Below are 24,993 nucleotides of genomic sequence, written 5' to 3' on the forward strand. Positions count from 1 at the left end.
TTCGAATCGTCACATGCCAAGGGCTAGCCTCATAACCACAGGCGCTCCGATCGGGTACCGAAGAAAGAAACGAGGCGAACAACTGCCGTGAGCAGCAGCTCTACATCACAGTTCGGACAGAACCAGTGGTTGGTTGACGAGATGTACCAGCGATTCCAGGACGACCCGTCGTCCGTGGATGCGAGCTGGCACGAGTTCCTGACCGATTACTCGCCGGAAGCAGCGGTTGCAGGAGGTGTGAACGGATCCGACACCACGGCACCCGAGAAGCCCGCACCGGCGACGTCCGCACCCGCCACGACTGCTTCGGCCACTCCTGCCCCCAAGGCTGCAGCCCCGAAGGCCGCGCCTGCACCTCAGGCGGCCCCGGCCGCCAAGCCCGCCGCAGCGAAGCCCGCACCCAAGGCTGCTGCTGCGCCTTCCGCCACACCCGCAACCGAGGAGAAGAAGGTTCTCCGCGGTGCTGCCGGCGCGGTCGCGAAGAACATGAACGCCTCGCTGTCGATCCCGACCGCCACCAGCGTCCGCGCCGTCCCGGCGAAGCTGATGTTCGACAACCGGATCGTCATCAACAACCACCTCGCGCGCACGCGCGGCGGCAAGGTGTCGTTCACCCACCTGCTCGGCTACGCGATCGTCCAGGCGATCCAGGCGTACCCGAACATGAACAACCACTTTGCCGAGATCGACGGCAAGCCGAACCTCGTCACCCCGGCGCACACCAACCTCGGTCTCGCCATCGACCTTCCCGGCAAGAACGGGCAGCGTTCACTCGTCGTTGCTGCTATCCGCAACTGCGAGACGATGAACTTCGCGCAGTTCTACTCGGCGTACGAGGACATCGTCCGTCGTGCCCGCGACGGCAAGCTCACCGGTGAGGACTTCTCCGGCGTCACGATCTCGCTGACCAACCCGGGCGGCATCGGTACCGTGCATTCGGTTCCGCGTCTGATGAACGGTCAGGGCGCGATCATCGGAGCAGGCGCGATGGAGTACCCCGCCGAGTTCCAGGGCGCCTCCGACGAACGCATCGCCGAAATCGGCATCGGCAAGCTGCTGACCCTGACCTCGACGTACGACCACCGCGTCATCCAGGGCGCCGAGTCGGGCGAATTCCTCCGTCAGATCCATCGGCTGCTGATCTCCGACGAGTTCTACGACGAGATCTTCCACACGCTGCACATCCCTTACGAGCCGGTCCGCTGGCGCAAGGACGTGCCGGAAGGCCTCGTCGACAAGCACACCCGTGTGCTCGAGATGATCGCGGCGTACCGCAACCGTGGTCACCTGATGGCGGACACCGATCCGCTGCAGTTCGTACGCGACAAGTTCCGTTCTCACCCCGACCTCGACGTCACCACCCACGACCTGACCCTGTGGGACCTCGACCGCGAGTTCAACGTGGGTGGTTTCCACGGCCAGCAGCGCATGAAGCTGCGCGACGTGCTGTCGGTTCTGCGCGACGCGTACTGCCGCCACGTCGGCATCGAGTACACACACATCCTCGAGCCCGAGCAGCAGCAGTGGTTGCAGGAACGGGTCGAGGCGCACCACGTCAAGCCGACCGTTGCGCAGCAGAAGTACATTCTGAGCCGCCTCAATGCCGCCGAGGCATTCGAGACGTTCCTGCAGACCAAGTACGTCGGGCAGAAGCGGTTCTCCCTCGAGGGTGCCGAGTCCGTCATTCCGATGATGGACTCGATCATCGATCAGGCCGCCGAGCACCAGCTCGACGAGGTCGCGATCGCGATGCCGCACCGTGGTCGCCTGAATGTGCTCGCCAACATCGTGGGCAAGCCGTACTCGAAGATCTTCACGGAGTTCGAGGGCAACCTGAACCCGTCGGCCGCACACGGCTCCGGCGACGTGAAGTACCACCTCGGCGCCGAGGGCACTTACATCCAGATGTTCGGCGAGAACGACATCAAGGTCTCGTTGACCGCGAACCCGTCGCACCTCGAAGCGGTCGACCCGGTCCTCGAGGGCCTCGTCCGCGCGAAGCAGGACATCCTCGACAAGGGTGAGAGCGGCTTCACCGTCCTGCCGCTGCTGCTGCACGGCGATGCCGCGTTCGCAGGTCAGGGTGTGGTCGCCGAGACGCTGAACCTGGCGCTGCTGCGCGGGTATCGCACCGGCGGCACCGTGCACATCGTCGTCAACAACCAGGTCGGCTTCACCACCGCGCCGGAGCACTCGCGTTCGTCCGAGTACTGCACCGACGTCGCGAAGATGATCGGCGCGCCGATCTTCCACGTCAACGGTGACGATCCCGAAGCATGCGTGTGGGTTGCGCAGCTCGCCGTGGACTTCCGCGAGAAGTTCCACAAGGACGTCGTGATCGACATGATCTGCTACCGCCGTCGCGGCCACAACGAGGGCGACGACCCGTCGATGACACAGCCGGCGATGTACGACGTGATCGACACCAAGCGCAGCGTCCGTAAGAGCTACACCGAGGCCCTGATCGGCCGCGGCGACATTTCGCTCAAGGAAGCCGAAGACGCACTGCGTGACTACCAGGGCCAGTTGGAGCGGGTGTTCAACGAGGTCCGCGAACTCGAGAAGTTCCAGCCGGAACCGTCCGAGTCCGTCGAACTCGACCAGACGCCTGCGCCTCGCCTGACCACGGCGGTGGACCAGAGCGTGCTCGACCGCATCGGCGACGCATTCGTGAACGTCCCCGAGGGCTTCAGCGTGCACCCACGCGTCAAGCCGGTCATCGAGAAGCGCCGCGAGATGTCCCGCAGCGGCCACATCGACTGGGCGTACGCCGAACTGCTCGCGTTCGGCTCGCTCGCCGAGCAGGGCGCACTGGTGCGTCTTGCCGGACAGGACTCGCGGCGTGGCACGTTCACACAGCGCCACTCGGTCCTCATCGACCGCAAGACCGGCGACGAGTACAACCCGCTCGCCGAGGTCGCCGCGAACTCCGGTGAGGGTGGCCGCTTCATGGTCTACGACTCGGCGCTGACCGAGTTCGCGGGCCTGGGCTTCGAGTACGGCTACTCGGTGGGTAATCCCGAGGCGCTGGTGCTGTGGGAGGCGCAGTTCGGCGATTTCGTCAACGGCGCCCAGCCGATCATCGACGAGTTCATCTCGTCCGGTGAGGCCAAGTGGGGTCAGCTCTCCGACGTCGTGATGCTTCTGCCGCACGGCCATGAGGGTCAGGGCCCCGACCACACCTCCGGCCGTATCGAGCGCTGGCTGCAGCTGTGCGCAGAAGGCTCGATGACTGTGGCGGTGCCGTCCACGCCGGCGAGCTACTTCCACCTGCTGCGTCGCCATCACCTCGACGGCATCCGCCGCCCGCTGGTGGTCTTCACTCCGAAGTCGATGCTGCGCAACAAGGCTGCGGTCAGCAACGTCGAGGACTTCACGCAGGGCAAGTTCCGCTCGCTTCTCGAAGAGATCCCGTTCGAGGACGGAAGCGCCGACCGGTCCAAGGTCACTCGTGTGCTGCTGACCTCAGGAAAGATCTACTGGGAGCTCCTCGCGAAGAAGCAGAAGGAAGGCCGCGACGATATCGCGATCGTCCGTGTCGAGCAGTTGTACCCCGTGCCGCGTCGACGGATCGCCGAGACGCTCGACAAGTACCCGAATGCCAACGAGTTCTTCTGGGTGCAGGAGGAGCCGGCCAACCAGGGTGCATGGCCGTTCCTGGGGCTGGCTCTGCCGGAGCTTCTTCCCGATCACCTCTCCGGTGTGAAGCGGGTGTCGCGTCGCGCGATGTCTGCTCCGTCGTCGGGCTCGAGCAAGGTGCACGCGGTCGAGCAGCAGGAGATCCTCGACAAGGCCTTCGAACGCTAGCAAGCCCCGTTCGTGCTCGATCAGGGCATGACGGTTCTCATGCGAGCCGGGTCGGTTCGTCCTTCGGGACGACCGACCCGGCTCGCGCCGTTCCACCGAGTGCGACCGCTGCGTAGGTCACGGCGGGAAGTGCGCCGACCGCGAGTTCGATGAACTGGTCGCGGTCGATGGTCGGCTCGCGGAGCCACGCGATGGTGATGTCTTCGACGAACGCCACCCAGCCGCGTACGGCGAGGCGGACCGCGGGGCCGGCCTCGATCCCGATGTCCGGCAGGTATCGAAGGGTTCGCTCGACCATGGCGGTGCGCGTCTGCTCGAAGACCTCGCGCATGTCCGGGTCTCCGCTCGCGGTTCCGCGCAGCATCGACACGTAGGTGTCGCGGCGCTCGGTCACGTAGTCGGCATAGGCGACGATGGTGCCGCGCAGCATGTCGAAGGGTTCGAGGGTGTCGTCCGGTGCGGTGCATTCGAGCATGTCGCGGCTGATGTGCCGGACGAGTTCGACGTGGAATTCGTGCTTGGACGAGAAGTAGTGGAAGAGCAGTCCGCGCGACACTCCTGCTTCGTCGGCGATGTCCTCGACGGAGATCTGATCGAGTGGACGTTCGGCGAGCATCCGCATCCCGAGGTCGATCAACTGGGCGCGGCGTTCCGCCGGTCCGAGCCTTCTTCGTTTGGTGTCGGTGCCTTTCACACCTTCCATGCAACAGCGTTACTGAATTAGAGTCAACAAGACTATTGACCGGCGCTCAACAAGTACCTACGCTGAGTTACATGAGTCTTCCGGTTACAGACACCACCGCGGCCGACACAAGCCCCCGCCTCGTCGACACGCTGATCATCGGCAGCGGATTCGCCGGACTCGGCGCCGCCATCAAGCTCACCCGCGCGGGCAAGGATTTCCTCGTCCTCGAGCGCGGCAACGACGTGGGCGGCACCTGGCGCGACAACACCTACCCCGGCGCCGCGTGCGACGTGCCGTCGAACCTGTATTCGTACTCCTTCGCCCTCAACCCCGGCTGGACCCGCTCGTTCTCCCCTCAGCCCGAGATCCAGGCATACATCTCCTCCGTCGCCGACAAGTACGACGTGCGCCGCCGCACCGTCTTCGGATGCGACGTGCACTCCGCGACCTGGAACACGACGACGTTCCGATGGGACGTCCAGACCACCAAGGGCGCATTCAGCGCGAAGATCCTCGTCTCTGCAGTCGGTGCGCTGTGCGAGCCGTCGCTGCCCGACATCAAGGGCATCGACGGCTTCGAGGGCGAGATCTTCCACTCGTCGCGCTGGAACCACGACGCCGACCTCACGGGCAAGCGCGTGGCCGTGATCGGCACCGGAGCGTCTGCCATCCAGATCGTTCCCGCGATCGCCGGGAAGGTCTCGCATCTCGACGTCTACCAGCGCACCGCGCCGTGGATCCTCCCCCGCGCCGACCGCGAATACACCAAGGCCGAGCGATTCGCGTTCCGCTATGTACCGGGCTTCCAGCGCCTCTCCCGTGCAGTCCAGTACTTGACTCGCGAGACGCAGGTCATCGGTCTCGCCAAGGCCCCGATCTTCATGAAACCACTCGAACTCGCGGCCCGAGCCCAGATTCGTCGGCAGATCGCTGATCCGGTGCTGCGACGCAAGGTCACCCCGACCTTCAAGATCGGCTGCAAACGCATGCTCATCTCCAACGCCTACTACCCGGCGCTCACTCGGCCGAACGTCGACCTGGTCACCTCCGGTATCAGCGAGGTGACTTCCGACGGCGTCGTCACGAAGGACGGCACCACCCGCAAGGTGGATGCGATCGTCGTCGCCACCGGCTTCCACGTCACCGACTCCCCCACATTCGCCGGGATCTTCGGCAAGGACGGCCGCTCGCTCGCCGAGGTCTTCGACCACAGCGGCATGCAAGGATACAAGGGCACCGCCGTTGCCGGATTCCCGAACATGTTCTTCCTCGTCGGGCCCAACACCGGACTCGGCCACACCTCGATGGTCTACATGATCGAATCACAGCTCAACTACCTCGTCGACGCGATCCGCACCGTCGACCAGCACCGCATCGGCACCGTCGAAGTGCGCGAGGACGCCCAGAACGACTACAACCGCACACTTCAGCACGCCCTCGGATCGAGCGTGTGGAACACCGGTGGCTGCGCGAGCTGGTACCTCGACAAGCACGGCAACAACACCACGGTATGGCCGGGATTCACCTTCGAATTCCGCAACATCACGAAGGAATTCGACCTCGAGGCGTACCGTAGCGTCGCCGCCGTCGACCTTCCCGCCCCCGTTCCCGGGCAGACAGCGGAAACCGAACTCACCCGAGAGGTCGCAGCACAATGAGTGAATTCACCGGCAGGGTCGTCGTCATCACCGGCGCAGGCTCGGGCATCGGGCGCGCCCTCGCACTGAATCTTGCAGCGAAGGGCGCCCGGCTGGCGTTGTCCGATGTCGACACCGTCGGGCTCGAAGAAACCGCCCGCCGCGCCCGCGATCTCGGCGCCGAAGTACAGGCCGACGCCCTCGATGTCTCGCAGCGCGAGAAGGTCATGGAGTACGCGGACAAGGTCGTCGAGCGCTTCGGCGTGGTCAACCAGGTCTACAACAATGCGGGTATCGCCTATCACGGCGAGTTCGAGCGCACCGAGTTCAAGGACTTCGAGCGCGTCGTGGATGTGGACTTCTGGGGAGTAGTCAACGGCACCAAAGCATTTCTCCCACATCTGATCGCATCTGGTGACGGCCACTTGATCAATGTGTCGTCCTTGTTCGGGTTGCTGTCCATTCCCGGTCAGAGTGCGTACAACGCAGCAAAATTCGCGGTACGTGGATTCACCGAGTCGCTGCGGCAGGAGATGCTCGTCGCGAAGCATCCCGTCCAGGTCACGTGCGTGCATCCGGGCGGAATCAAGACGGCGATCGCGCGCAACGCGGCCGTGCCCGACGGCGACGATCAGGTGTCCTTCGCACAGTTCTTCGACAGCAAGCTGGCCCGCACCAGCCCCGAGGATGCAGCCGCGACGATCGTGAACGGCGTCCGGAAGAACAAGGGCCGCGTGCTGATCGGCGCCGACGCGAAACTGCTCGACGGATGGGTGCGCCTCGTCGGTCCGTCGTACCAGCGTGTCGTCGCGTTCGTGACGGCGCGCGTCCTGCCGAAGGGTTAGCGTTCGTCATGCCCCACCTGCCGCTGCCGCTCGTCCGCGCCGCACTCCGACCCCTGTACGGCCTCACGCTCAACGCACGACTCCCCTATCCCGTGCAACGTCGCCTGCTCGAGGCCGCCGCGCCGATCCAGACCCTGCCCGCCGGCACTGTGATCCGACCGACCACCCTGGCGGGCCGGCCGGCCGAGCGGGTGACGGTGGGCGCCACCGAACGACCCACCGCGGTGCTGTATCTGCACGGCGGTGCCTACACCTGCGCGTCGCCGAGCACGCACCGGTCACTGGTCGCGCATCTCGCGGCCGCAAGCGGGTCCGTGGTCTACGCGGTGGACTACCGCCTCGCGCCGGAGCATCCGTACCCGGCCGCTCTGGTCGACGCGGTCGGCTCCTACCTCGAACTCCTCGACGGACACAACTTCGCCCCCGAATCCATTTCCATCGCAGGAGATTCGGCGGGTGGCGGCCTCTCCGTCGCTACCGCGAACCGGCTCATCGGCGAACACGGCGTCACCCCGGCCGCCGTGGGCCTGTTCTCGCCGTGGACGGATCCGGGTTCGCGCACCGCACCATTCGAACGAGACGTCGTCGTCAACACCGCGTGGGCGTATGCCTCCGCAGAGGCGTACCTCGGCGACGGCGACCCCACCGACCCGGGCTACGCGCCCATGCACGCGGACCTGACAGGCATGCCGCCGACGCTGATCCAGGTCGGCACCACCGAGGTGCTCTACCCGCAGATCCTCGAATTCGCGGGCAGGCTGCGCGCAGCCGGTGTGGATCTCACACTGGTGGAGCAGCCGGAGCTGTGGCATGTTGCGGGGCTGCAGGCCTCTCTCGTGAAGGAGGCCGCGGACGCGGTGGTCGAATTCGGCGAGTTCCTGCGTTCACACATGACAGCGTCGTCGCTGCTCTGATCGGTCGGCGCTGTCAGGTGTGCTCGGCAAGCCAGGTGGCGGCGACCCCGGCGATGTCGTCGCCGTCGTCGATGCGGGCCAGCATCTCGGCCAGATCTGCGGTGGTGAGTTCGCCGGCAACGGTGCGGAGTGCATCGAGCTGGGGCTCGCCGAACACGTCCTTACGGAAGACCGGGACGACGTTCTGCGCGACGAACACCGGTGTCTCCGCGTCGACGGAGGCCTCTTCCATGGGTGCGCGATCCGGAGCGTCGGGCACCGTGACCACATCGCTTCCGCTGCTCTCCTCCGAGAACACGGACGCGAGAGTGGTCAGTCCCGCGACGGTGTCACCGGACGCCGCGCCGAAGGCCTCGGCGGAGTCCGCATGTTCCACCGTCCGCGGCTCGCATCCGATACCCGTGAGCGAGTCGAGTCCGCCCACGGCCTCGAATTCCGGGGTGAGAACAAATGTCAGTCCGGCGCAACGGTCTGCGAGGCCGGCGACATCCTGTTGTGAAGCGAGTTCGGTGCCTGCGGCCAGCACTGCACGATTCTGGGCGGACGCATAGTCCGCGATCGTCAGCTCGTCGGGGAGCGCACGAGCCAGCGCCTCGAAGACGTCCTCCGCGTCCCCGGAAGTGACATCACCGAAGGTGATTCCCGGGTCATAATGCTCCAGCAGCAGACCCGAGTAATCCGGGATCACCGTCACCTCGGCGGTATCGAGCGAAGCGAGTGCCGCATCGCGGTCGCCGAGAGCATCACGCACCTGCACGTCGATACCGGTCGTACGCAGCACTCCGGCGTAGAGGTGCGCGAGCAGTGCACCATCCGCGCCGTCCCGCGCCCCGACCACGACGGGACCGGACACCCCCGCCGGGTCGAGTACCGACGATGCGCATCCGGCCGAGAGCGGCAACGCAGCCACGACCGCCACGACCGACAACCGGTTTCGCATCCACTGGATTCCCACGGCGGTCATTGTCGCGCATCGTCGACAGGCACCGGGCGCCCGGTGTACCGACGCCGAACGCCCCGGTCCGAACCTTGGTGCGGGTTCGAGCCGGGGCGCACGGTGCGATCACGTCAGTCGGCGACACCTTCTGCCTTCGCGGCGGCCGCAACGGCCTCTGCGACGGCGGGCGCGACACGCGGATCGAGCGGGCTCGGAACGATCTTGTCCACAGCCAACTCATCACCGACGACCGAGAGGATGGCCTCGGCGGCGGCGAGCTTCATGCCCTCGGTGATGCGGCGGGCGCCGGCGTCGAGCGCACCCTTGAACACACCGGGGAAGGCGAGCACGTTGTTGATCTGGTTCGGGAAGTCACTGCGTCCCGTCGCAACGATCGCGACGTGCTTGGACGCGACGTCGGGGTGGATCTCCGGATCCGGGTTCGACAGCGCGAACACGATCGCGTCGTCGGCCATGGTCGCGACGATCTCCTCCGGGACGGTGCCCGCGGACACGCCGACGAACACGTCGGCACCGTCGAGCGCCTCGACCATTCCGCCGTGGCGACCGGACGGGTTGGTGCGATCGGCCAGATCGGTCTTCACGCCCGACAGGTCGGTGCGTTCGTGTGAGATGATGCCCTTCGAATCGAGCACCGTGACATCGTCGATTCCTGCGGCGAGCAGGATGTTGGCGCACGCGACACCGGCCGCACCTGCGCCGGAGATGACGACCCGCAGCTTCGTGATGTCGCGGCCCTGCACCTTCACCGCGCCCTTGAGTGCGGCGAGCAGGACGATCGCCGTGCCGTGCTGGTCGTCGTGCATGACCGGGCAGTCGAGCGCCTCGATCAGGCGCTTCTCGATCTCGAAGCAACGCGGGGCGGAGATGTCTTCGAGGTTGACGGCACCGAAACTCGGGCGCAACCGGACGATGGTCTCGACGATCTCGTCGGGGTCCTTGGTATCGAGGACCAGCGGGATCGAGTTGAGCCCGGCGAACTTCTTGAACAGTGCGGCCTTGCCCTCCATCACCGGAAGGGAGGCGCGTGGGCCGATGTCGCCGAGTCCGAGAACAGCGGTGCCGTCGGACACGACGACCACGAGACGGTTGGTCCAGGTGTACCGCTCGGCGAGCGTCGCGTCGGCGGCGATCGCGCGGCTGACCTGGGCAACGCCCGGGGTGTACGCGATGGACAGGTCGCGCTGGGTGTCCAGCGGCGAGGTGAGCTCGACTGAGAGCTTGCCGTCGACGTGGCTGCCGAAGATCTCGTCGTCCGTCAATGCGAGCTTCTGAGGGGTTTTTGCGTCGGACACAATAGACACGATGACACTCCTGCGTGTTCCGAGACCAGTCGGTCCCGGTTACTGCGAAGTAACTGCAACAGAACATCATTGGCATGCACCAATATGCATCCACCATATGTAGTTGCAGCAGCTTCGCCAAGGACGGGTTCGGTGAAGCTTCCGGGCGCGATCACGATTGCCGCTGTACAACGCTGTACGACTTCCGGAGCGTGATGGCGCCGAGGAGGGTGGCCCTGGCGGCGGCCCTTCAGCAGGACCTGCCATCTTCTGCCCGAAGCGGGGCGGTAGCACCACCTCGAACCACACAGAAGTTTGCCACCTTCACAGACCAAACATCAAATCGGTGTTGGTTGCGAAGGTTCTCACTGCTTTGCACTCCCCACCTGTGAGTTTGCAACCCCGACAGTCGATTTTTCGGTGATACCTCAGCGGTTCCTGGGGTTACGCCCGAACTACCGGCGAGTAGCGCAGAGATTTCACACCCTCAACCCCACCACTGAGTGATCAACAGAATCGATGCAGTGAAAACCACCACAATGGCGGCGGCGACGGAGATCGGCCCCCGCCTGCGGTCCGCGATGACCTGTGCCACCACCGCGACGACCGCCGCCACGACGTGCGCCACCACCGATTCGGTCCCCGGACCGGGAAAATCGCCGTTGCCCCCGAGATAGTGGGCCCCGCACACCAGAATCATGAGAGCCAGAACTGCGCCGGTCACGATCCCCGAGACGACGCGTGCCGCCCTCACCACGATGCCGGCCCGCCCGGAAGGAATTCCGTGGCGTGCATCGTCGCCGAAATACTCATTCGAGTAGTACTCGCCCGCGTAGTACTCGGCGTGGTAATGGTTACTGTCTCGGTAGTTTTCATCCTGATGTCCGCCGTGGCGACGCGGGTCCCGCGACCTCATCCGTCGACCACCTCGGCGCCGTGCGCGCGATCCAGCAGGTCCTCGAACGCGTCGCGGTCGGTCGTGAACCGGCCGAGCCCGACCGATTTGTTGTCGCCGTGATAATCGGACGAACCAGTGACGAACAGTCCCAGATTCGACGCCAGATCCTTCATCAGCCGAGCATCCGCGTCGCTGTGGTCGGGATGGTCGGCCTCGACACCCCCGAGCCCGATCTCGGCGAGCTCCTCGATCTGATCCAGCGCCAGCATCCGCCCGCGAGATCTCGCCCGGGCGTGCGCGACGACCGTGACGCCACCGGCGGCCTCCACCATCTTCACGGCCTCGGCCAACGGGGTGTCGTTCTTGTCGATGTAGTAGCGGCCCCGCGGCGCCAACAGTTCGGTGAAGGCATCGCCGATCGTCGGCACGACGCCGGCCTCGACGAGCGCACGCGCGAGGTGCGGGCGACCTGCCGCCGGTCCGGCCTGCTCCAGGACACGGTCCGCGTCGATGGGCAGCCCGTCCGCTGCCATACGTTCAGCCATCACTCGCAACCGCGACACGCGCTCACCGCGCAAACGTTCGAGTTCGTCGACGAACACCCGATCCGTGGGATCGAACAGATACGCCAGCAGGTGCACCGCGACCGGATACCCGTCCTCGCCGCGACCGGTGCAGGACATCTCCATTCCCCGGACCAACCGCAGACCGGAGGGCAGAGCACCGACGGCCTCGTCCCACCCCGCGGTGGTGTCGTGGTCTGTCAGAGCCACCACGTCGAGGCCCGCTGCCGCCGCGTTCCGGACCAACCCGGCGGGGGTGTCCGTACCGTCGGAGGCGGCCGAATGGGTGTGAAGGTCGATGCGCACCACACAAGTGTGTCAGGTGCAGCGACTACGATGATCCAGCGACCGGACGGCGCCTTCGACTCATGCCGAAAGCACCCCATGGGCACGTGCCGAAGGCACCTCGACACGGAAGGGAACCCGTTGCCGAACCCCTCCCTGCCGCGTCCGGAACGCCGCACGACAACCGACGTACCGACGATCCACGTCCCCGCCGAACGTGCGGTGGTCGACTGCGCGATCTACATCGACGGCACGCGACTCCCCGGCCGGTACACCCACGCCGCCGCCCTCTCGGAGGTTCGTCGACGCGGCGAGGGCTTCGTCTGGCTCGGACTCCACCAACCGGACGAACATCAGATGACGAGCGTGGCGCGCACGTTCGATCTGCACGAGCTGATGGTCGAGGACGCGGTACACGCCCATCAGCGCCCGAAGCTCGAGCGCTACGACGACCTGCTGTTCCTGGTGCTGCGCACAGTGACCTATGTCGAGCACGAATCGGTGACCACCACCAACGACATCGTCGAAACCGGGGAGATCCTGCTGTTCACCGGCCCCGACTTCATCATCAGCGTGCGTCACGGTGATCATTCCGAGCTGTCCGCAGTGCGCTCCCACCTCGAAGCCGATCCCCGGCAACTCGGTCTCGGGCCGGCAGCGGTGCTGCATGCGATCGCCGATCATGTCGTCGACTCGTATCTCGCGGTCACCACCGCGGTGGAACCGGACGTCGATGATCTCGAGGAATTCGTCTTCACTCCCGACACCAGGATCGCCGTCGAGCAGATCTACCTCCTCAAGCGCGAGATCGTCCAGCTTCGACGGGCGGTGGTGCCACTCGCGGAGCCACTCCAGCGGCTGATTCGGTCACCTGGAAATCCGATTCCCAAAGACATCCGGCGCTACTTCCGCGATGTCGCCGACCACCACACCACGGTGTCCGACCGCATCGCGACCTTCGACGAAACGCTGAGCACTCTGCTCGACGCCGCGATCGCCAAGGTCACGGTTCAGCAGAACACCGATATGCGCCGGATCTCCGCGTGGGTTGCCATTGCGGCAGTACCCACGATGATCGCGGGTGTGTACGGCATGAACTTCGACCACATGCCGGAGTTGCACTGGGAATACTCCTATTACGTGGTGGTCGGTGCCATAGCCCTGATCGTGACGGCTTTGTTCGTCCTGTTCCGCCGCAACAAGTGGCTGTGAGCACCACACTTCTCGAGCGCGAATCTGCTTCGGCCGGTTCGTGCCCCGGCAGGCGTTCGGTCCTGGTCATCGCGCTCGCACTCATCGCGATACAGGTCACGATCCGCGGCGTCCTCGCCTTCCGGGGCGAATTCTATTGGGACGACCTGATTCTTATCGGCCGCGCGGGAACGTACCCGCTGCTGTCACCGGAAATGCTGAGCTACGACCACGACGGCCATCTGATGCCGGGGGCGTTCGCAGTTGCCTCACTGGTCACGTGGCTCGCACCGATGCAATGGTGGCCTGCCGCACTGACTCTCGTAGTAGGCCAGCTGTTGGCGTCGCTCGCAGTGTTGCGGCTGTTGTGGTTGATCCTCGGTTCACGCCGGGTGTTGTGGGGCCCGCTGCTGTTCTACCTGTTCTCGCCGTTGACGCTGCCCGCCTTCGCCTGGTGGGCTGCCGGCCTCAACTCGCTCCCCATGCAGGCTGCGCTCGCCTGGGTGGCCGGTGACGCCCTGCAACTCGCGACGACGGGCCGGAGGCGGCACGCCGTCTCCGGCGTCGTGGTCACGCTCTGCGCATTGATGTTCTTCGAGAAGTCGATCCTCGTACCGTTCGCCGCGTTCGTGACGGTCGCCCTGCTGTGTCGCGTCGACGGTGTTCGGCGGCCGGTCCGTGTCGCGTGGCAGCGAGCGCGCCCCCTGTGGCTCGGATCCGGAGTCGTGCTGGCGGTCTGGGTGGTCTGGTACGCCACCGTCGTCGCATCGCGGTTCGGTGTGCCGCCCTGGCCGATGGTGGCGGGGCTGACCCACCACGGCCTGTCGTACGGTCTGGCGCCGTCGCTACTCGGTGGGCCGTGGCAGTGGGACCGGTGGAATCCGAGTCCGCCGTGGGCCGACCCGCCGCTGGTCCTCGTGGTCGCGGCGTGGGTCGCTGTCGCGGGTGCGCTGGTATGGAGTCTGCGCTGCCGGGCCCGGACCGGATGGGTGTGGGTCGCGTCGGTCGCGTACGTGTGCGCCTCGCTCGTAGCCATGATCAGCACGCGGTTCGGTCCCGAGACGACATACGAATTGGCACAGACCCTGCGCTACTTCGCAGATTCGTCCGTGATCGTCGCGGTGGCGGCTGCGCTCATCCTGCGCGCCCCCGAACGCAGACCGTCGGCGAGGTGGTCACGCGCGGTCGCCCTCGCATGTGCCGTCGCGTTCGTCGTGAGCTCGGTGTGGTCGACCGCGACGTTCGCCCGGAGCTGGACCGACAACCCCACCGGAGAATATCTCGCGACCGCGAAGGCTGCGCTCACCGAACATCCGGAGGAGTCCGTGCTCGATCACCCGGTGTCCGTGTGGGTGTTGCTGCCCATCACGCACCCGCACAATCTCGTCGGATCGGTCTTCTCCGCGTTGCCCGGACGCTCCGACATCAGCGACCACACCACCGCGCTGAGCGTCCTCGACGATCGCGGCGCGCTGGTGCCCGCCGAACTCATGCCGCTACGCGGCGTTCTTCCCGGAAACGTGCCCGAGTGCGGGTACGCCGTGACCGATGGGATGGTCACATCGATGCGCTTGAACGAGCCCGCCGGCGATTGGGAGTGGACCGTCGAACTCAATTACATGGCCGCCGACGACGGTGCGATAGACCTCGGATTCCCAGGGAGCCCCGGCGTCACCGTGCCGGTCACCGAAGGACTCGACTCGGTGTATGTGCGGATCCCCGGTGGCGGGGCTGCACTGCAGGTCGAGTCGGCAACGCCGGGCCTGAACGTGTGCATCGGCGGCGGATCCATGGGAGTCGTCGTCCCGAGCTGACCGTCACATCCGCGCCGCGCCTCGCTCCGGGTCGCGGATATCGATCCCTGCCTCCACCCACGCCTCGCGGAGGGCATCTGCGCCGCGCAGCCGCTTCCATGCCGCCTCTTTCGCCGTGATCGGAACCGCATCGAAGAACCGCACCGGATCGGCGGGTTCGGGCAATTCCAGATCGGGTACGGCGCTCGCTTCGAGAAGCACCGCGGTGAACGGCGCACCCTCCCACAGTGGCTCACCGAGATCGAGGAGGGCATCTGCGGTGAGTACTACCCCTTCCACGGCCGGGAGTGCCGCGAGCACAGCCAGGCTGCGGTGCACACCTGCGGTGAGCCCATCCACCCTACGCAAGCTCAGCACCAACTCGGCGCGTGGGCCCCGAGTGGGATCGGCGACGGTCTCGGTGGGGTCGGCCATCGGATGACGCGAACAACCGAGTGTCGCGAATCTGGTGAGGTAGTCGTCCGCTCCGAACCGCAGGATCTCGATGGGCTCGAGACCGAGGAACGTCACCGACGCAGATTCGGGCGCCGGTCCGGTTGCCCCGGACAGACTGGCGACGAGGTGGGCACGGACTGCGGTGAGAACAGCTTCGGTCACCTCAGCAATCTAACCGTCCTCGGCCCGGAACCGTCATCCGTGGTGCCCACCGGTACGCGGCGACCACACCTGGATGCCGCGCTGTCGCATTCAGAACATGGTTCCGGCGAACGGTGCCACAGGCCACGTGAACAGTGCGTCGGCGACCGGGAGTGCAGCACCGTCGTGCACCGTGATGCGCCCGGCTCCCGCCAGTGCGTGGCAACCGACCCCGCCGAGCATCAGCGATCCGAGTTCGGCGATGCCGAGCTCGAGGTGCGCCGGGTCGCTCGAGGTGGACACACCGTCGGCAGAGATCTCGAAGACCGCGGTGTTCTCCGCGAAGACGGGGTCGGTCACCGCGATCCGGACCCTCCCGGCGCCCACGAACGACCGGGCTTCGAGTGCCCGCCGCACGTCGAGGATGCGAAGCCAGGTCTCGTCCGACACAGAAGCGACACGAGCGCCGCGATGATCCGTCAGCATCCACGGCAGTGGATCATCGGCGGGTACCCCGTCGAATACGATCCGGTCGACGAGGTCCAGACTCAGCAGGAACCGGACGAGCCCCGCGTGTGATTCTGCGGTGGGAGCGAAGAAGTCGCTCACGACGATCGTGCGCTCGCGCCCGCCGAACCATTCCCCCGTGTTCTCCGGGCGATAACGTACGAACCCGTCCTCGGCACCTGCGTTGCCGTGCACCGCGACGTAGACCGGGCCGGACACCGCCGAGAAGCGGAAACGCTGCGAAGCCCACCAGTACGATGTGCGCTCGATCCGCCCCGGACGATCCGTCGCATGTTCGGAATAGATGCGCTCCAACAGATCCCACACCTCGGAATCCTGAGCGAACCGAACTGGCCCACCTTCTGTCACGTTCGGGTGCAGTACCGCACGATGCGTATCCACTTCGAGGGTCGTGGACATCGACGCGATGCCATAGCCGAACCTGCCGTAGATCGTCGCCTCGGAGGCGCGCAGACTCGCGACGACGTCGCCGCGGTCCTGGGCGGCGCGCAACTGATGGCGCACCAGGGATGTGACGACACCGCGACGGGTGTGGGTCGGCAGCACTCCGATGTGGGTGACACCCGCATGAGGAACCCGAGCACCACCGGGCAACACCAGGAATCCCGACGTCGCATCGACGGTGCCGACGAGCGCACCGTCGAGGAATGCACCGAGAGTGCGCCCCTCCTCGAGATAGTCGCCCATACGGCCCTCGGGATAATCCGGCCCCGGCGGAAGGCCGACCATGGCCGTGCGGAACAGTGCCATCGCCTGCCGCAACTCCTGCTCGGTGCCGAGGACTCGGATCTCGGGCTCACCGTGATTCTCGTGTGCGCTCATGAGCCCGAGACTAGAGCCATTCTCATGCCGGGTCGTCGACGAAACGCACGTCGTGGTCGTCCGCATCCGGGGCAGCGAACTTCAGCAACCGAATCCCTTCTGCCTCGATCGCCGACCGGTTCGATGCCGTGTGCGGCCTCCACGGGGTCACTTCCAGCACCACGGACCTGCTGCCGGTCGTCAACTTCGCTGCGCCGGCCACCCGGCCGCCGACGAGCACCATGGACGGGATGATCCCGTTCCTCGTCATCATGCGGGCGCGGTGCTCGTCCGAGATGAAGCGCCGGCGATCGGCGTGCGAGAGCAGCACGTTGTCGAACTGAGCGAGAATCCGCGCCGGAGCAGGTGTCGACGGGTCGGGGCGCGGGGCGTCGGGTAGGTCGAACAGTTCGATGCCGCGCTCATCGCGGAAGGTGACGAGTTCCGGACGCAGCCGCTCGAAGATCTCCGACAGCCGCGTCAGACCGCACCACGCCTGCGCGTCGCGGATGCTCGCCGGGCCGAACGCCGCAAGATACCGCTGGATCAGTTGATCCGGACCGGGAACATCCGATTCCGGCCGACCCACCCACACGTCCAGTGGCGCGAGACGCGGCTGCCCCGAGCGCCCCCACAACCCGCGCGGCGTGGCCTGCACGAGCGGAAGCAGGCACCGCACACCGTGCGCGAGTGCCGCAGGGTCATGACCTGGGAATTTTTCGGCGAGCAGCGGTCGGAGCTCCATCTGACTGCGCGCAGTGTCGGAGAGCAGCTCTCGTGCGAACGACGAGAGCGCCGCTCGATCGACGCCGCGCAGTCCTTCGCGATAGGTCTGATTCGTGCTGAGGTCGCGGTCGAGCAATGGTTGCACCCACGGGCGGAGTGCGTGCGCGTCCGCCACGGACACCGCGAACACAGTGCCGCGCATCAGCACGATCCGCACCACCTTCCGGGACTCGAGAAGCGCAGACAGCGACTCCGGACGGAAACCGCGGAGTCGGGTCCACAGTGCGCAGTAGGGCGGGGTCGGGGCCTGTGCCTGCAGGCCCATCAGGTGCTCGATCATGGTCAGTGGATCCATGTCGCTGCGGCGCAGCAGATGCTGACGGGCAAGCGTCGCGCGGCCGAGCGCACGATCGGTCAAGGTGCCTGTGGTCACAGTGCACCCTGACACACACGTCCGACACGACGCTGTGCGGAGCAGGGGGGCGCCATCGGCACGGGTAGGTTTCCCTCGTGCAAGAGGAATGGGACATCGAGTCTCCCGGCGTACTGCAGCTGCCGTCGGGGAGGCGCGTACGCGGGCGTGGTCTACGCGCCCCGCTGCCAGATGGCTCGCTACCCGAATTCGGTGTGTACCTCCAGGGGCGTCCGCTGGTCCCGATCGATTGGGATTCACGTTGGGTTCGATGGCGCGACTTCCGCGTGCCGTCCGACGGCCGAGACGCCTACGACGCTCTGTACGAGGTGTGGGTCCGCGCGGGACGGCAACGGGTGGAGGTGGCCTGCAGCGGCGGTCGGGGACGCACCGGAACTGCGCTCGCGTGCCTCGCGGTGCTCGACGGAATCCCGGCGAAGGAGGCCGTCGCCTTCGTCCGCCGCCATTACGATCCTCGCGCGGTCGAAACCCCGTGGCAGCGCCGATTCGTCGCCCGGTTCCGTTCACTCGCGTGAGCGGCGCCCCCTCAGGCGTGCCACGTCTGTCTCTGCCGCGGATGCCTCGCGTTCCGCAGCGGTGACGTCCTTCTTCGCCGCCGCGACCGCGCGCCGCGCGAACTTGCGCTGCTGCTCCGCGTAGTCCAGCTTCTCCTGCAGCGCCGCAACCCCCGCTTCGTGGCGGGCGAAGTCCCGCTCGGCCTCCGCGGCCGCAGCACGCGCACGATCGACCGCGCGGCGCGCCTCCTCCGCCGCGGTGATCGCGTCGCTCAGTTCGGCTCGCTCTGCTGCTCGTTCGGTTCGTGCAGGTGCCCGATCGGGAACCACGCTCAGCGGCGCCGACGACAGATCGCCGAAACCGCCGAGGTCGCCGATGCCACTCGGCTCGATGATCGCGTCGAGCCGCCCCGCGCGCACGCGGTCGGCAATTGCCGGGTCCGCAAGAGCGGCGTTGAGGGTCTGTGCGACCTCCCGCAGGGCGCTCTCACTGGCGTTTCTCCCCCGTTCGGAGGCGAGTTCGGCGACGTCCCGTTCGAGCGCGGAGATCACCTGCCGGCGCTGTGTCGACAATGCGCGCAAGTCCTGGCCGGACAATGTTCGCTGCGCAGTGCGCAGGGCGTCGCCCAGGTCGAGGAGGACACCGAGTTCGTCGGCCCGCTCACGTGCCAGCAGGTTCACCAGCCACGCCGCGACCGTCGGCTTGCGGAGTCGGCCTATCGCGGCGGTGAGCTCGCGATCACCCGACTCGCGGGCCTGCGCCGCGTACTCGGTGCGCGCGGCGATGAACTCCCCGGGGTCGAGGCGGTACAGGGAGTCCGCCACCGAGTCGAGCGTGGGCATGTGATCGAGAGTAGTGGCCGATCACCCTGCCGGCACAGGGACACCCGATCCCCGCAGGAGATGGCGTGCAGGCAGTGCCGTCGCCAGGTACGCGACGACGCAGGTGACGATCACCGTCCCCACCACGGACCACAGCGGGCCCTGGGGCCAAGGCTTTCCGACGAATCCGATGGCCAACATCGTCATCGGACCGAGAGAGATCGCGAGTCCGATGACGGATCCGACAAGGCAGACGAGCGCGGTTTCCGACCACGCCATCGAGCGGAGCTGGCGCGGAGTGGCCCCGACGGCCCGCAGCAGCTGCCACTCCCGTCGGCGCCGGAGTGTGGTCGCCACGAGCCGATTGGCGATGCCGAGCAGGATGTACCCGATCAGGACCAGAGAGACAGCGATGTTGAGTACGCGCGTGGGGTCCTGGGCAGCCGGGCCCACCAGGGCCGTGGACGAATCGTCGATCCGCAGCCCGGGTGAATCCGCGAGAAGCGGTGCGAGTTCGGTGGTGATCCTCTCGTGGTCACCGGCGACGAGCACCTGGTCGTAGGGCCCGCCCGGGCCCTGCGGGAGTAGATCCAGCGACGCGACGATCTTGCCGAAGCCGAAGCCACGGGTGTAGGTTGCCACCACAGTCGGCTCCACCTCGGTCCCGTCCGACAGGATCAGCGGCAGAGTGTCGCCGACGTCGACCCCGGCGAGCCGGGCGGCACCGGAATCCATTGCCACAGAAGCACCGGTCAGGCCCGACAAGTCGCCGTCGGTGACACCGAGATCGAGTACCTGTCCGACGTCGGACCCGACAGCGAGCATCGGGTATTCCTCGGCGCGCGGCCCGCCGTCCTGTTGGAACGGACGTATCGCGGTGGACCGGATCAGTGCGACGGCAGTGGTCGACGTGGATGCGCGCTGGATCGACTCGAGCGCCGACGACGACACGCCGCCCGCAGCGGGAGCGGACACGACCACCTCCGCGACGGTGCCTTCGCCCACCTCGTGGTCCGCGGTGGCGCTCGCAGTGGTCAGCGCGAAGATCTGTGTGGTCGACAGTCCTACCGCGAGTGCGAGGACACTGATGGCACCACCGGTCCGCAGGGCGTAGCTGTCCGAGTTCCGCACGGCCAGCCACCTGCTCGCAGCACCGGTCCTGGGTGCGATCCACCGGCAGACACGACCGACCATCGCGGGGGCGATCAGCGCCACGCCGATGATCGCCAGGAGTGTTCCCGATGCCGTACCGATCAGAGCTTCCTCGCTGCGGATCACGAGGGGGACGACGGCTGATCCGGCCGACAACGCCAACACCACGAATCCCACCCTGGTCCGGAGCGGACCTCCGCCGCGCGGTTCGGCCTCGGTATCGAGGATCGCTTCCGTGGCCGGCATCCGGGAGATTCGCAGCGACCCCGCGCGCGCAGCCACCTGAACCATGCCCAGCATCAGCAGGCCGGCACCGAGCGCCGGACCGGGACTCCAGCTCGGTAGCTGCCCGGGTGCGAGCATGCCCACGGTGGTCAACGGCCGTGTGGCCGCCGCAGACAGCAGGTAGCCGCCGATCACGCCCACGGCCACAGCTCCGAACGCCGCGCGGCTCGTCTGATGCGCGGTCATCGACCGGATCTGTCGCGGTGTCGCCCCCACGGCTCGGAGCAATGCAATTTCCCGCGACCGATTCGCCACGCCGACGGACACCGCTCCCGCGGTGATGAATCCGACGAGGACCACCAGCACTCCCCCGACGGAGAACGCTGCGGCCGTAAGCATTCCGGTCCCCGACGCCGCCGCGGGTCGTTCGGCACGGCCGATGTCATCGCCCGTCGCGACCACGAGATCTCGTCCCGCCACAAGTTCTTCCACACGGCCGGTGATCGCGGCGGAATCCGCGTCGTCGTCGAAAGCGACGGTGAGCAGGTCCGCGGCGTCCGCCGGCTTCCGGGAGAGCTCGCGCGCGGTGGTGTCGCTGACGAAGACGCCGCCATTCTGGAGATCTGCAATGCCGGTGACGCTCATGTCCTGCAGTTGTCCGCGGAGCAATAGTTCCACCGGGTCACCGACCGAGACACCGGCCGCAAGGGCTGCATCCGCGGCGAGTACAACGTCGGTGGGACCGCTCGGTGCATCACCGGTCAGGCCGACCGTTCCGAGAAGGGAGTTCCACCCGTGTCCATTGTCTCGGACCGACTCCGCGGGTAGCACCGCGCCGCGACCGTTGGTCGCCACGGCCGGGAAGCTCAGATCCGCCGCAACCGCACGCACCCCCGGTATCTGCGACAGGTCGTCGGCGAGATCGGTCGGAACCCCGACCTGCTCGGGTAGCACCGGATCGAAGTCTTCGTCCTGTGGGACGCTTTGGTCGCCGCCGATGACCATGTCGATGCCCGCGAACCGCTCCGTGGGCACCTTCGACCGCAGCCCCGACTCGGCCATGACGAGACAGAACGTGACCAGGGTCGCACCCACCGCCACAGCACAGATCACCGCAAGTGTTTCACCGACCCGGGCCGGCAAACGCACTGTCATCGGGCTCGGCCTCCGAGCAGGGCAGTCAAGGTACGTGCGTCGGCACCGCGTAGGACCCGATCGATGCGTCCGGCCGCCATCACCACGACGTCGTGTGCCCGGGCCGCGGCCACGGGATCGTGGGTGACCATCACGACCGTCTGTCCGAGGTCACGCACGAGATCGTCGAGGAGGGAAAGGATCTGGTCGCCGGTGGCCGGGTCGAGGGCGCCCGTCGGTTCGTCGGCGAAGATGACGTCCGGGCGCGTCGCGAGGGCGCGGGCCATCGCAACCCGCTGTTGCTGTCCGCCCGAGAGCTCACCGGGTGTGCGAGAGAGGAAGTCGCGGAGTCCTACCCGGTCGACAATCGTGGCGAGCCACGTTGTGTCGCCGGGTGTCTCGGCCAGGCGCAAAGGAAGGGTGATGTTCTCCTCGACGGTCAGGGATGGGATCAGGTTGTAGGCCTGGAATACGAATCCCACCCGTTTGCGTCGCAACCGCGTACGGGCGGTTTCCCGCAACCGACCGATCTCCGTGTCGCCGATCCACACCTTGCCGCGAGTCGGCGCGTCGAGTCCGGCCGCGCAGTGCAGGAGCGTGCTCTTCCCGGAACCGGACCGACCCATGACGGCAAGGAACACGCCACGCGGGACGGTCAAGCTCACGTCGTCGAGTGCTGCTGTGCCGCTTCGATTGTTCTTGGACCGATAGACCTTGGTCACCGCCTCCAGCCGGATCGCGGCGGACACGGACTCACGCTCGGCAGTGGTGCGTATGCTCTCTACGGCGGTGTTCACGGGCGTCGCCGCTTCAGGTAGCGCGCCACAAGTGCCGCGAGGCAGAGGACGGCGGGAATCCCGAAAACCAGTGAGAACAGAACATTGTCGGGCCTTGCGATCGAGGACACCGCGTTCAGGCCGACGAAGACCGCGAGCGCGACCCACAGCGCTCCGGTCGCCCGGTCGGGGGGATCCCCGCCCGGTCGTGTGTCTGCCATCGAGTGTGGCTCAGGTGTTCCGGACCCATGGTTCGGTCGGATGCTGTACGGGTCGTCCACGATGTCTCCTCCAGGAGTCGAGGCCGCAAACACTGCGCGGCGCAGTCGTTCGTTCACTGGTCTCGACGCTATGAGCGGCCACGTCGTCCCGACATCCCGACGGCTACCGGCTTCCGGTACAGCAGGCTGTACCTTTGTGCGCCCGCATGGACGGCGCAGCCGCACAGGGCATACCGTCGGCACACCTACACGCACACCCACCACGCGAGCATTCGAGGGGGATCTATGACCAGTGAGCCCTCGACAGCCGGGAGCGACTCTCGACGAACCACGCTGCGCGAGAATGCAGTAGCAGCGGTGAAGAAAGCGGCCGTCGCGACGAAATGGCTGGTGCTCGGAGCCGGCACCGCTATCCTGGCTCTGGTCGGCGTGATTGCCTCGGCCCTGGTCGCAGCGTTCTGCCTGGTGGGTATCGGAGTGTTTCTGCTCGCACCGATGCTGTCCGCCGTCCGGTGGATCGCAGATCTGGAACGACGACGGCTCACTGCGATCGGAAGTCCTGTCCCACAGCCGTACAGCAGAAATCCCACCGAGTGGCGTGAGGCGTGGCAGTTCCTGCGCTCCGATCCCGCACCTCGGCGGGACATCGCATGGCTGTGCATCCATGCGACGTTCGGGCTCGTCGTCGGCCTACTGCCGCTGGAACTGCTCTCGAATGCGGTGGAGGAGCTCACCGCACCGCTGTGGTGGCACCTGGCTCCGCCCGGTGGCGCGACCATGCTCGGTGGCCTGCTGCCCATCGACTCCTCGGCCGATGCACGCTGGGCGATCGTCACCGGCATCTGCTGGGCGATCCTGTGGTTCGTGTTGCCCCCCTCGCTTCTGCGGGCGCAGGTCGCTCCCGGTAACCGGTGGTTGCCGCCGCATCCGGACGTCGACCTGTCCGCTCGTGTCACCGAGTTGACGGCGACACGAGCGGCCGCGCTGGACGCCCACGCGGTGGAATTGCGTCGGATCGAGCGGGCGCTGCATGACGGCGCGCAGAATCGGCTCGTAACCGTTGCCGTGCTCACCGGAGCGGCCCGCCAGGCCCTGGCCCGGGATCCTGCCACCGCCGACCCACTCCTCGAGCGGGTCCAGCAGAGCGCCGAACTTGCCCTCGCAGAACTACGCTCGGTGGTGCGGAGCATTCTGCCGCCGGTCCTGGAGTCCGAGGGATTGCCGGGTGCGTTGTCGGCGCTGGCCGCGCAATGCCCCGTGGAGACCCGGGTGGACGCACATGTCTCTCCCCGATGCCCCGTGGCCGTCGAGGCGGTGGCCTACTACACCGTGGCCGAGGCGCTCACGAACGTCACCCGCCACAGCGGTGCTCAGCGGGCCGATGTGCAGGTGCAGCGGCAGGACAACACACTCGTGGTCGAGGTGACGGACGACGGCTCCGGGGGTGCGGTCGTCGGACTCGGTTCCGGACTCGCCGGGATCCGCGGACGCGTCGAGGCGCATGATGGGACGTTGCAGGTGGACAGCCCGGCCGGTGGGCCGACGACAGTGACGGCGGTGATCCCGTGCGGATAGTGGTGGCCGAGGACGATGCGTTGCTCCGGGAAGGGCTCGTACTGTTGCTGCGCGGCGAGGGAGTCGACGTGGTCGCCGGCGTCGGCGATCCGGACGCGCTGCTCGACGCCGTGGAGGAGCATCGCCCCGACGTCGCGATCGTCGACGTCCGAATGCCACCGACCCATACCGACGAAGGCATCCGGGCTGCCGTCGCAGCCCGGGCTGCTCATCCCGAGCTCGCCGTCCTGGTGCTGTCCGCATACGTGGAGCAGAGCTTCGCCACCGAACTACTCGCGGGCGGTGCGCATCGCACCGGATACCTGCTCAAGGAACGTGTCGGGCGGGTCGGCACCTTCCTCGAAGCCCTACACCGCGTTGCCGGCGGCGGCACCGCGATCGATCCCGAGGTGGTTGCCCAGCTCTTTGCACGGCAACGCGCCGCCGACCGACTCGCCGACCTGACGGGGCGAGAGCGCGAGGTCCTCGCCGTGATGGCCGAAGGGCTCGGCAACGGCGCGATCGCGACTCGGTTGTTCATCTCCGAGAATGCGGTCCACAAGCACATCCGGAGCATCTTCGCCAAGCTCGGTCTGCAGGCCGGCGACGACTCCGACCGGCGGGTCGTCGCAGTGCTGCGGCACCTCGACGCCACCGGCGCTCGAGGATGA

Annotated in this window: 21 protein-coding genes; 9 read left to right on the forward strand and 12 right to left on the reverse strand. The window is 66.8% G+C overall.

Translation table 11 applies throughout. The features are described 5' to 3' along the window. Window positions 1-141 precede the first annotated feature (141 nt). Window positions 142-3,807 (forward strand): multifunctional oxoglutarate decarboxylase/oxoglutarate dehydrogenase thiamine pyrophosphate-binding subunit/dihydrolipoyllysine-residue succinyltransferase subunit, encoded by a 3,666-nt coding sequence (locus ACZ46K_RS24685; protein ID WP_464749457.1) that lies wholly within the window; start codon window positions 142-144, stop codon window positions 3,805-3,807. A gap of 37 nt (window positions 3,808-3,844) precedes the next feature. Here the strand turns inward: ACZ46K_RS24685 and ACZ46K_RS24690 are convergent, their stop codons facing one another. Continuing rightward, window positions 3,845-4,510 (reverse strand): TetR/AcrR family transcriptional regulator, encoded by a 666-nt coding sequence (locus ACZ46K_RS24690; protein WP_054807228.1) that lies wholly within the window; start codon window positions 4,508-4,510, stop codon window positions 3,845-3,847. A 71-nt stretch (window positions 4,511-4,581) separates the two neighbouring features. Here ACZ46K_RS24690 and ACZ46K_RS24695 point away from each other — a divergent pair, with 71 nt between their 5' ends. From ACZ46K_RS24695 to ACZ46K_RS24705, 3 genes are read left to right on the forward strand one after another with little or no spacing between them, the layout of a single operon-like run. Beyond that, window positions 4,582-6,150 carry a flavin-containing monooxygenase gene (locus ACZ46K_RS24695; protein ID WP_464745287.1) on the forward strand — a complete coding sequence of 523 codons (1,569 nt, stop codon included), beginning with the start codon at window positions 4,582-4,584 and terminating at the stop codon, window positions 6,148-6,150. Next, window positions 6,147-6,974, forward strand: coding sequence for an SDR family NAD(P)-dependent oxidoreductase (locus ACZ46K_RS24700; RefSeq protein ID WP_464745289.1), 828 nt, complete (start codon window positions 6,147-6,149; stop codon window positions 6,972-6,974). Before ACZ46K_RS24695 ends, ACZ46K_RS24700 begins: the two co-directional genes overlap by 4 nt. Window positions 6,975-6,982: 8 nt before the next feature. After that, complete coding sequence (locus ACZ46K_RS24705) at window positions 6,983-7,888, forward strand: alpha/beta hydrolase (RefSeq protein WP_464745290.1); 906 nt, start codon at window positions 6,983-6,985, stop codon at window positions 7,886-7,888. 13 nt (window positions 7,889-7,901) lie between these two features. Here the strand turns inward: ACZ46K_RS24705 and ACZ46K_RS24710 are convergent, their stop codons facing one another. The 4 genes from ACZ46K_RS24710 to ACZ46K_RS24725 all read right to left on the reverse strand — a co-directional run bounded on the left by ACZ46K_RS24710 (window position 7,902) and on the right by ACZ46K_RS24725 (window position 11,896). Next, a complete protein-coding gene (locus tag ACZ46K_RS24710; protein WP_054807566.1) occupies window positions 7,902-8,852 on the reverse strand; it encodes a glycine betaine ABC transporter substrate-binding protein in 951 nt (316 codons plus the stop codon). Between the two features lie 104 nt (window positions 8,853-8,956). Further along, entirely contained in the window at window positions 8,957-10,150 is a 1,194-nt protein-coding gene (locus tag ACZ46K_RS24715) for an NAD(P)-dependent malic enzyme (RefSeq protein WP_464745292.1), read from the reverse strand. A 466-nt stretch (window positions 10,151-10,616) separates the two neighbouring features. Then, window positions 10,617-11,045, reverse strand: coding sequence for a hypothetical protein (locus ACZ46K_RS24720; protein WP_464745294.1), 429 nt, complete (start codon window positions 11,043-11,045; stop codon window positions 10,617-10,619). Next, window positions 11,042-11,896, reverse strand: coding sequence for a PHP domain-containing protein (locus tag ACZ46K_RS24725; protein ID WP_464745296.1), 855 nt, complete (start codon window positions 11,894-11,896; stop codon window positions 11,042-11,044). The genes ACZ46K_RS24720 and ACZ46K_RS24725 overlap by 4 nt, the downstream gene beginning before the upstream one ends. 78 nt (window positions 11,897-11,974) lie before the next feature. On the opposite strand from ACZ46K_RS24725, the gene ACZ46K_RS24730 reads away from it, so the two are divergent. Continuing rightward, on the forward strand, window positions 11,975-13,087 hold the full coding sequence (locus tag ACZ46K_RS24730; protein ID WP_464749458.1) for a magnesium and cobalt transport protein CorA: 1,113 nt from the start codon (window positions 11,975-11,977) through the stop codon (window positions 13,085-13,087). Further along, the gene (locus ACZ46K_RS24735; protein WP_464745298.1) at window positions 13,078-14,880 is read left to right on the forward strand and encodes a hypothetical protein; all 1,803 of its coding nucleotides are present in this window, start codon (window positions 13,078-13,080) and stop codon (window positions 14,878-14,880) included. The genes ACZ46K_RS24730 and ACZ46K_RS24735 overlap by 10 nt, the downstream gene beginning before the upstream one ends. A gap of 3 nt (window positions 14,881-14,883) precedes the next feature. Here ACZ46K_RS24735 and ACZ46K_RS24740 read toward each other — a convergent pair whose 3' ends face one another. From ACZ46K_RS24740 to ACZ46K_RS24750, 3 genes are all read right to left on the reverse strand, one after another. Next, window positions 14,884-15,477, reverse strand: a complete 594-nt coding sequence (locus ACZ46K_RS24740; RefSeq protein WP_054807516.1) for a suppressor of fused domain protein — start codon at window positions 15,475-15,477, stop codon at window positions 14,884-14,886. A gap of 90 nt (window positions 15,478-15,567) precedes the next feature. Next, window positions 15,568-16,806 carry a GNAT family N-acetyltransferase gene (locus tag ACZ46K_RS24745; protein WP_054807515.1) on the reverse strand — a complete coding sequence of 413 codons (1,239 nt, stop codon included), beginning with the start codon at window positions 16,804-16,806 and terminating at the stop codon, window positions 15,568-15,570. 22 nt (window positions 16,807-16,828) lie between these two features. After that, the gene (locus ACZ46K_RS24750) at window positions 16,829-17,944 is read right to left on the reverse strand and encodes a winged helix DNA-binding domain-containing protein (protein ID WP_464745300.1); all 1,116 of its coding nucleotides are present in this window, start codon (window positions 17,942-17,944) and stop codon (window positions 16,829-16,831) included. Window positions 17,945-18,021: 77 nt separating this feature from the next. Here ACZ46K_RS24750 and ACZ46K_RS24755 point away from each other — a divergent pair, with 77 nt between their 5' ends. Continuing rightward, the gene (locus ACZ46K_RS24755) at window positions 18,022-18,459 is read left to right on the forward strand and encodes a protein-tyrosine phosphatase family protein (RefSeq protein WP_464745302.1); all 438 of its coding nucleotides are present in this window, start codon (window positions 18,022-18,024) and stop codon (window positions 18,457-18,459) included. Here ACZ46K_RS24755 and ACZ46K_RS24760 read toward each other — a convergent pair. From ACZ46K_RS24760 to ACZ46K_RS24775, 4 genes are read right to left on the reverse strand one after another with little or no spacing between them, the layout of a single operon-like run. Beyond that, complete coding sequence (locus ACZ46K_RS24760) at window positions 18,448-19,281, reverse strand: hypothetical protein (protein WP_464745303.1); 834 nt, start codon at window positions 19,279-19,281, stop codon at window positions 18,448-18,450. The genes ACZ46K_RS24755 and ACZ46K_RS24760 overlap by 12 nt on opposite strands. A gap of 21 nt (window positions 19,282-19,302) precedes the next feature. Next, window positions 19,303-21,792: an ABC transporter permease gene (locus tag ACZ46K_RS24765; RefSeq protein ID WP_464745305.1), complete on the reverse strand. Its 2,490-nt coding sequence runs from the start codon at window positions 21,790-21,792 to the stop codon at window positions 19,303-19,305. Then, window positions 21,789-22,568, reverse strand: coding sequence for an ABC transporter ATP-binding protein (locus ACZ46K_RS24770; RefSeq protein ID WP_054807015.1), 780 nt, complete (start codon window positions 22,566-22,568; stop codon window positions 21,789-21,791). Before ACZ46K_RS24770 ends, ACZ46K_RS24765 begins: the two co-directional genes overlap by 4 nt. Beyond that, on the reverse strand, window positions 22,565-22,768 hold the full coding sequence (locus ACZ46K_RS24775) for a hypothetical protein (RefSeq protein ID WP_464745307.1): 204 nt from the start codon (window positions 22,766-22,768) through the stop codon (window positions 22,565-22,567). The genes ACZ46K_RS24770 and ACZ46K_RS24775 overlap by 4 nt, the downstream gene beginning before the upstream one ends. Before the next feature lie 285 nt (window positions 22,769-23,053). On the opposite strand from ACZ46K_RS24775, the gene ACZ46K_RS24780 reads away from it, so the two are divergent. Together ACZ46K_RS24780 and ACZ46K_RS24785 are read left to right on the forward strand one after the other, a co-directional pair. After that, window positions 23,054-24,343, forward strand: coding sequence for a sensor histidine kinase (locus tag ACZ46K_RS24780; protein ID WP_464745309.1), 1,290 nt, complete (start codon window positions 23,054-23,056; stop codon window positions 24,341-24,343). Beyond that, window positions 24,334-24,993, forward strand: a complete 660-nt coding sequence (locus ACZ46K_RS24785) for a response regulator (RefSeq protein ID WP_464745311.1) — start codon at window positions 24,334-24,336, stop codon at window positions 24,991-24,993. Before ACZ46K_RS24780 ends, ACZ46K_RS24785 begins: the two co-directional genes overlap by 10 nt.

Source organism: Rhodococcus sp. JCM 9793 (assembly GCF_055380405.1).

Excerpts from the sequence above, each read along its gene's own strand:
- ACZ46K_RS24685 (WP_464749457.1), top strand. The coding sequence starts at position 142 with ATGTACCAGCGATTCCAGGACGACCCGTCGTCCGTGGATGCGAGCTGG.
- ACZ46K_RS24690 (WP_054807228.1), bottom strand. The coding sequence starts at position 4,510 with ATGGAAGGTGTGAAAGGCACCGACACCAAACGAAGAAGGCTCGGACCG.
- ACZ46K_RS24695 (WP_464745287.1), top strand. The coding sequence starts at position 4,582 with ATGAGTCTTCCGGTTACAGACACCACCGCGGCCGACACAAGCCCCCGC.
- ACZ46K_RS24700 (WP_464745289.1), top strand. The coding sequence starts at position 6,147 with ATGAGTGAATTCACCGGCAGGGTCGTCGTCATCACCGGCGCAGGCTCG.
- ACZ46K_RS24705 (WP_464745290.1), top strand. The coding sequence starts at position 6,983 with ATGCCCCACCTGCCGCTGCCGCTCGTCCGCGCCGCACTCCGACCCCTG.
- ACZ46K_RS24710 (WP_054807566.1), bottom strand. The coding sequence starts at position 8,852 with ATGACCGCCGTGGGAATCCAGTGGATGCGAAACCGGTTGTCGGTCGTG.
- ACZ46K_RS24720 (WP_464745294.1), bottom strand. The coding sequence starts at position 11,045 with ATGAGGTCGCGGGACCCGCGTCGCCACGGCGGACATCAGGATGAAAAC.
- ACZ46K_RS24730 (WP_464749458.1), top strand. The coding sequence starts at position 11,975 with ATGGGCACGTGCCGAAGGCACCTCGACACGGAAGGGAACCCGTTGCCG.
- ACZ46K_RS24745 (WP_054807515.1), bottom strand. The coding sequence starts at position 16,806 with ATGAGCGCACACGAGAATCACGGTGAGCCCGAGATCCGAGTCCTCGGC.
- ACZ46K_RS24760 (WP_464745303.1), bottom strand. The coding sequence starts at position 19,281 with ATGCCCACGCTCGACTCGGTGGCGGACTCCCTGTACCGCCTCGACCCC.
- ACZ46K_RS24765 (WP_464745305.1), bottom strand. The coding sequence starts at position 21,792 with ATGACAGTGCGTTTGCCGGCCCGGGTCGGTGAAACACTTGCGGTGATC.
- ACZ46K_RS24775 (WP_464745307.1), bottom strand. The coding sequence starts at position 22,768 with ATGGCAGACACACGACCGGGCGGGGATCCCCCCGACCGGGCGACCGGA.
- ACZ46K_RS24780 (WP_464745309.1), top strand. The coding sequence starts at position 23,054 with ATGACCAGTGAGCCCTCGACAGCCGGGAGCGACTCTCGACGAACCACG.